Genomic DNA, 6,546 nt, shown 5'->3' on the forward strand with positions numbered 1-6,546 from the left:
TTCTCTTTCCTTACGCCGTTTTCAGGACGTCATCGGCCGGTTGAACCTGCGGATACCACTGCGTTTTATGCTGCGCTTTTTCCTGCAGGCTGGCCGGCAGCTGATAAAGCGGGCCGAGCGCGGCAAAGAAGGCCGCCTGGCTGGCAAAGCGGGCGCTGCCCTGCGTATCCAGATAGCGGAAAACGCCGCCGCGAAACGGCGGGAAGCCCAGCCCGTAAACCAGCGCCATATCCGCTTCGGCCGGCGTGGCGATAATGTTTTCTTCCAGGCAGAGCACCACTTCGTTAACCATCGGGATCATCATTCGGGCCACAATTTCTTCATCGCTGAAAACGCGCTGCGGCTGGCTGACGCTTTGCAGCAGTTTATCGACTTCGGGATCGACAATTTTCTTCTGTTTGCCTTTGCTGTCCTTCTCCCAGCGATAAAACCCGGCCTGATTTTTTTGTCCGAACCGTTTCGCCTCGAACAGCACGTCGATGGCATCACGGTAATCCTTTTTCATACGGTTCGGGAAACCGTCAGCCATTACGCTCTGCGCGTGATGCGCGGTATCAATGCCGACCACGTCCAGCAGCCAGGCAGGCCCCATCGGCCAGCCGAAATGCTTTTCCATGACTTTATCTATCTGACGATAATCCGCACCGTCGCGCAGCAGCAGGCTGAAGCCGGCAAAATAGGGGAACAGCACGCGGTTGACGAAAAAACCGGGACAGTCGTTCACCACGATGGGCGTCTTGCCCATTTGGTCGGCCCAGGCCACCACTTTCGCCAGCGTGGCGTCCGAGGTTTTTGCACCCCGGATCACTTCAACCAGCGGCATGCGGTGCACCGGATTAAAAAAGTGCATTCCGCAGAAGTTTTCCGGGCGCTGCAGCGCATCAGCAAGCTGGCTGATGGGAATAGTCGAGGTATTGGAAGCCAGAACGGCATCCTGACGAAGATGCTGTTCCGTCTCTGCCAGCACCGCCGCTTTAACGCGCGGGTTTTCCACCACGGCCTCGACGACCATATCGGCACGTTCAAATCCTTCATAGCTCAGGGTTGGATGGATAGCGCCGATGATGCCCGCCAGCTGCATCGCGTCAATTTTCCCTCGCGTCAGCTGCTTATTCAGCAGCCCGGCCGCTTCGGTCATACCGAGTTCCAGCGAGGCCGGATTGATATCCTTCATTAATACCGGTACGCCTTTGCTGGCCGCCTGATAAGCGATGCCGCCGCCCATAATGCCCGCGCCCAATACGGCAGCCTGCTTCGGTAGCGCGCTATTCTGCGCCAGCTTTTTCGCTTTCGCCTTCAGCGCGCGATCGTTAAGGAACAGGCCGACCAGCGCACGCGCCTCGTCGGAACGGGCCAGCGGGACAAAAGCCTGCGTTTCCAGCAGCAAAGCTTCATCACGGCCCAGCGCAGCAGCGGCCTCAATCGTTTTTACCGCCGTCAGCGGAGCAGGGTAGTGCTTGCCCGCGGTTTGCAGCACCACGCCTTTGGCGGTGGTAAAAATCATCATCGCCTCAATTTTATTGAGCTTCAGCGGTTGCAGCTTCGGCTCGCGACGTTCGCGCCACGGCTGTTTGCCGCTAATGGCCTCGCGCAGGATGGCGATGCCCGCATCGCGCAGCTTATCAGCCGCCACAACGGCATCCACCAGGCCCAGCGCCAGCGCTTTTTGCGCATCGACATCTTTTCCGGCGGCGATAATTTCCAGCGCGCTGTCGGCGCCCAGCAGACGCGGCAGGCGCACCGAGCCGCCAAAGCCGGGCATGATCCCCAGCTTCGTTTCCGGCAGGCCAATACGCGCGTCCGGCGTGGCGATACGGAAGTCCGTTGCCAGGATACATTCACAGCCGCCGCCCAGCGCATAGCCCTGTACGGCCGACAAGGTCGGCACCGGCAGATCCTCAAGCCGATTAAAGATAGCGTTGGCGTAATGCAGCCACTGCGTCAGCTGTTCCTCCGGGGCGGCGAACAGCGATAAAAATTCGGTAATATCCGCGCCGACGATAAACGCCGGTTTGCGCGAACTGAGCAGAACCGCCTGCAGATCCGGCTGCCGCTCCAGCACGGCTATCGCCTCGCCCAGGCTGGCGACGGTTTGCGTATCCAGTTTGTTAACTGAACCGGGCGCATCAAAAACCAGTTCAGCAATACCATTTTCCAGCCAGTTCAGGGTCAGGGTGTCGCCTTGGTAAAGCATTCTTCTCTCCTGCTGCCGCGCTAAAGGGATCTGGTCATACCAGATGATCGAGAGTGTGGAGTTGATGTTAATTATTTGCAAACGAGAGTTTGCTTATTTGCAAACAAGATCACAGGCGCGGCAAAACGATCTCGCCGTGCTAAGATGCGCCTGATTACGTGATTAACGGAGGTAAAGTGATGGACTCGTTGAGCGCCCTTTATCATGAGCATCTGAAGACGCTACAGGCGCGCGCGCAGCAGGTGCTGGCCCGCTTTAAGCTGGATGCCATGCTGATCCATTCCGGCGAACTGCTGACGGTTTTTCTGGATGACCACGACTACCCTTTCAAAGTAAACCCGCAGTTTAAAGCCTGGCTGCCGGTGACCACCGTGCCCAACTGCTGGCTGTGGGTCGACGGCGTCAACAAGCCGAAGCTCTGGTTTTATTCGCCGGTGGATTACTGGCACAACGTCGAGCCGCTGCCGCAAAGCTTCTGGACGGACGGCATGGAGATTACGGCGCTGAAAAAAGCGGATGAAATCGGCCAGCTGTTGCCGACAAACCGTGAAAACGTTGCCTATATCGGCCCGGTGCCGCAGCGTGCCGCCCAGCTTGGCATCAACGCCGCCGCGATCAACCCAAAAGGGGTGATCGACTTTCTGCATTATCATCGCTCTTATAAAACCGATTACGAACTTTACTGCCTGCGCGAAGCGCAAAAGACGGCGGTGATCGGTCATCGCGCAGCGAAGGAAGCCTTTCTTTCCGGCATGAGCGAGTTCGATATTAATATTGCTTACCTCAGCGCTACCGGCCATCGCGATATCGACGTGCCTTACGGCAATATCGTCGCGCTGAACGAACATGCCGCCGTGCTGCACTACACTAAGCTTGATCAATTGCCGCCGGAACAGCCGCGCAGCTTTCTGCTGGATGCAGGCACGGAATATAACGGTTATGCAGCGGATCTGACGCGCAGCTACGCTTACGATCCCGCCAGCGACTATGCGACGCTTATTCAGGATATGAATGAAGAAGAGCTGGCGCTGATTGCCACGCTGAAGGCGGGCGTGCGCTATACCGACTACCATCAGCAGATGCATCAGCGGCTGGCGAAACTGCTGCTGAAACATCAGCTGGTCAAAGGGCTGAGCGAAGAGGCGATGGTGGCGGAAAACCTTACCGGGCCGTTTATGCCGCACGGCGTGGGTCATCCGCTTGGCCTACAGGTGCATGACGTCGCCGGTTTTATGCAGGATGACAGCGGCACCCATCTGGCCGCGCCGCAGCAGTATCCCTTTTTACGCTGCACGCGCATCCTTGAACCGCGCATGGTACTGACGATTGAACCCGGCATCTACTTTATCGAGTCGCTGCTCGCGCCATGGCGCGAAGGCAAGTTCAGCCAGCACTTCGACTGGGCGCGCATTGAGGCGCTGAAGCCTTATGGCGGTATCCGAATCGAAGATAACGTGGTGATCCATGAACAGGGCGTGGAAAACATGACCCGGGATCTGAAGCTGGATTAATGGACGCCTGGGAGATCCCCGCTGAAACCTTCAGCTTCAGCGAGGAAATAAAAAAAAGCCGCTTTATCACGCTGCTGGCGCATACCGAAGGCGTGGAGGCGGCGCGCGCTTTTGTGCAGCAGGTGAAAGGCGAGCATCCTGCCGCCCGGCATCACTGCTGGGCCTGGGTAGCGGGCGCGCCTGACGATTCGCAGCAGCTGGGTTTCTCGGATGACGGCGAGCCTTCCGGCACGGCGGGCAAACCGATGCTGGCCCAGCTGATGGGCAGCGGCGTGGGCGAGATAACGGCGGTAGTGGTGCGCTATTACGGCGGCATACAGCTGGGCACCGGCGGGCTGGTTAAGGCCTACGGCGGCGGCGTGCAGCAGGCATTAAAATTGCTGCCTCGTGCGCGGAAGGTGCCCATGCTGACCTTTACGCTGGTTTGCGACTATGCGCAGCTGGCGGAAATAGAAAGGATGGTCGCCCGTTTTAACGGTCAGCTGCTGCACAGCGAGTTTTTACAGCGTGTCTCGCTGACGCTGGCGCTGCCCCATGCGCAGGTCGCAGGCTTCACGCGCAATCTCACCGATTTCAGCAGAGGGGCGCTCCATCTGGCCCCGACCGACTAACACCTTGTCAGGAAAGGAAAGGCTACATGCATTTTCGTGCCATCACCCGCATCGTGGGTTTACTGGTCATTTTGTTTTCGGGCACCATGATCGTGCCGGGCCTGGTGGCGCTAATCTACCGTGACGGCGCCGGACGAGCCTTTACGCAAACCTTCTTTATGGCGTTACTGATCGGCTCGCTGCTGTGGTGGCCGAACCGCAAGCAGAAAAGCGAGCTGAAGCCGCGAGAAGGCTTTTTGATCGTCGTGCTGTTCTGGACGGTGCTGGGCAGCGTCGGGGCGATGCCCTTTATCTTTGCCGAACATCCTAACCTGTCGTTAACCGACGCGTTCTTTGAATCTTTCTCCGGCCTGACCACCACGGGCGCCACGACGCTGGTGGGGCTGGATTCCCTGCCCAAAGCCATTCTGTTCTACCGGCAAATGCTGCAATGGCTGGGCGGGATGGGGATCATCGTGCTGGCAGTGGCTATCCTGCCTATACTGGGCGTCGGCGGGATGCAGCTTTACCGTGCGGAGATGCCAGGCCCGCTGAAAGATAACAAGATGCGGCCCCGAATTGCCGAAACGGCAAAAACGCTCTGGCTGATCTACGTGCTGTTAACCGTCATTTGCGCACTGGCGCTCTGGCTGGCCGGGATGCCGCTGTTTGACGCCATCGGCCACAGCTTTTCTACTATAGCTATCGGCGGCTTTTCCACACATGACGCCAGTATCGGCTATTTTCACAGCCCGACCATTAACAGCATTATTGCCATTTTCCTGCTGATTTCCGGCTGTAACTACGGCCTGCACTTCACGCTGCTCAGCGGACGTAATCTGCGTGTTTACTGGCGCGACCCGGAATTCCGTATGTTTATCGGGGTGCAGTTCACGCTGGTTATCATCTGCACGCTGGTGCTTTGGGCGCACAATGTCTATCAAAGCGGGCTGCAGACGCTGAACCAGGCTTTTTTCCAGGTGGTTTCCATGGCGACGACGGCAGGCTTCACTACCGACAGCATCGCCCGTTGGCCGCTCTTCTTACCGGTACTGCTGCTTTGCTCTGCTTTTATCGGCGGCTGTGCGGGATCGACCGGCGGCGGCCTGAAGGTGATCCGCATCCTGCTGCTGTTCAAACAAGGGTCGCGCGAACTGAAGCGGCTGGTGCATCCCAATGCCGTTTACACTATTAAGCTGGGGCAGCGGGCGCTGCCGGAAAGAATACTGGAAGCGGTATGGGGATTCTTCTCCGCCTACGCGCTGGTGTTCCTGCTGAGCATGCTGGCCATTATCGCCACGGGCGTGGACGATTTTTCAGCCTTTGCCGCCGTCGCCGCAACGCTGAACAATCTGGGGCCGGGCTTAGGGGTAGTAGCGGATAACTTCACTACTATGAATGATACGGCGAAATGGATTTTGATTCTGACAATGCTGTTTGGTCGTCTTGAAGTCTTCACGCTGTTGGTTCTGTTTACGCCAACCTTCTGGCGCGAATAACAAAAGTTGGATCTTATGAAAGCACTTATTCTTTATTCCAGCCGTGACGGGCAGACTCGTGAAATCGCGGCTTATATAGCTAACCAGCTCAAAGCGCATCAGGAATGCGATACGATCAATATCCTTCAGGCGGATAACATCGAATGGGCCAGGTACGACAGGGTACTTATCGGCGCTTCTATTCGCTATGGCCACTTCCATCCTAAGGTCGACAAGTTTGTTAAGCAGCATCTGAACGAGCTTACCAAAAGGCCTTCGGGATTCTTCTCGGTTAACCTTACCGCGCGCAAGCCGGAGAAGCGTACGCCGCAGACAAACGCCTACACGCGTAAGTTCCTGCTGAACTCGCCGTGGCAGCCAGACTGCTGCGCCGTGTTCGCGGGCGCGCTGCGCTATCCGCGTTACGGCTTCTTCGACCGCTTTATGATTCAGCTGATTATGCGGATGACCGGCGGCGAAACGGATGCCAGTAAAGAAGTGGAGTATACCGACTGGGAGCAGGTGACGCGTTTTGCCCATGAATTTGCCGCTTTATCAGGCAATGTGAAGTAAAAACGGACGCTTTGTTGAAAAATACGGCTGTCGTTCATTTATTTGTAATAAACGCTTGTCAGCCGTCAAGAACTCCCTATAATGCGCAACCACTGAGACGGCACAACGGCTTACAGCCAGCGGCTCAGGAGGTTCAGGAAGCTGAATCGCCGGAGAAAACTTCTGAAAAAGAGGTTGACTCTGAAGGAGGAAAGCGTAAT

6 protein-coding genes are annotated in these 6,546 nt (G+C 57.1%); 4 read left to right on the forward strand and 2 right to left on the reverse strand.

Annotated features, from left to right (window positions below; translation table 11 throughout):
* Positions 1–10 precede the first annotated feature (10 nt).
* Positions 11–2,194: a fatty acid oxidation complex subunit alpha FadB gene (fadB, locus tag QZH36_RS20910; protein ID WP_301731036.1), complete on the reverse strand. Its 2,184-nt coding sequence runs from the start codon at positions 2,192–2,194 to the stop codon at positions 11–13.
* 179 nt (positions 2,195–2,373) lie between these two features.
* Here fadB and pepQ point away from each other — a divergent pair, with 179 nt between their 5' ends.
* The 4 genes from pepQ to hemG are packed head-to-tail and all read left to right on the forward strand — an operon-like array spanning position 2,374 to position 6,346.
* A complete protein-coding gene (gene pepQ / locus QZH36_RS20915) occupies positions 2,374–3,705 on the forward strand; it encodes a Xaa-Pro dipeptidase (protein ID WP_301253065.1) in 1,332 nt (443 codons plus the stop codon).
* Positions 3,705–4,316 carry an IMPACT family protein gene (locus QZH36_RS20920; RefSeq protein WP_253457317.1) on the forward strand — a complete coding sequence of 204 codons (612 nt, stop codon included), beginning with the start codon at positions 3,705–3,707 and terminating at the stop codon, positions 4,314–4,316. Before pepQ ends, QZH36_RS20920 begins: the two co-directional genes overlap by 1 nt.
* A 26-nt stretch (positions 4,317–4,342) precedes the next feature.
* A complete protein-coding gene (gene trkH / locus QZH36_RS20925; RefSeq protein ID WP_125290673.1) occupies positions 4,343–5,794 on the forward strand; it encodes a Trk system potassium transporter TrkH in 1,452 nt (483 codons plus the stop codon).
* Between the two features lie 15 nt (positions 5,795–5,809).
* Complete coding sequence (gene hemG / locus QZH36_RS20930) at positions 5,810–6,346, forward strand: menaquinone-dependent protoporphyrinogen IX dehydrogenase (RefSeq protein ID WP_253457320.1); 537 nt, start codon at positions 5,810–5,812, stop codon at positions 6,344–6,346.
* Here hemG and QZH36_RS20935 read toward each other — a convergent pair.
* The coding region (locus QZH36_RS20935; protein ID WP_301731038.1) for a hypothetical protein at positions 6,329–6,546 on the reverse strand (218 nt) is incomplete at its 5' end. The genes hemG and QZH36_RS20935 overlap by 18 nt on opposite strands.

Source organism: Erwinia wuhanensis (assembly GCF_030484085.1).
Taxonomy (GTDB): domain Bacteria; phylum Pseudomonadota; class Gammaproteobacteria; order Enterobacterales; family Enterobacteriaceae; genus Erwinia; species Erwinia aeris.

Excerpts from the sequence above, each read along its gene's own strand:
- fadB (WP_301731036.1), bottom strand. The coding sequence starts at position 2,194 with ATGCTTTACCAAGGCGACACCCTGACCCTGAACTGGCTGGAAAATGGT.
- pepQ (WP_301253065.1), top strand. The coding sequence starts at position 2,374 with ATGGACTCGTTGAGCGCCCTTTATCATGAGCATCTGAAGACGCTACAG.
- QZH36_RS20920 (WP_253457317.1), top strand. The coding sequence starts at position 3,705 with ATGGACGCCTGGGAGATCCCCGCTGAAACCTTCAGCTTCAGCGAGGAA.
- trkH (WP_125290673.1), top strand. The coding sequence starts at position 4,343 with ATGCATTTTCGTGCCATCACCCGCATCGTGGGTTTACTGGTCATTTTG.
- hemG (WP_253457320.1), top strand. The coding sequence starts at position 5,810 with ATGAAAGCACTTATTCTTTATTCCAGCCGTGACGGGCAGACTCGTGAA.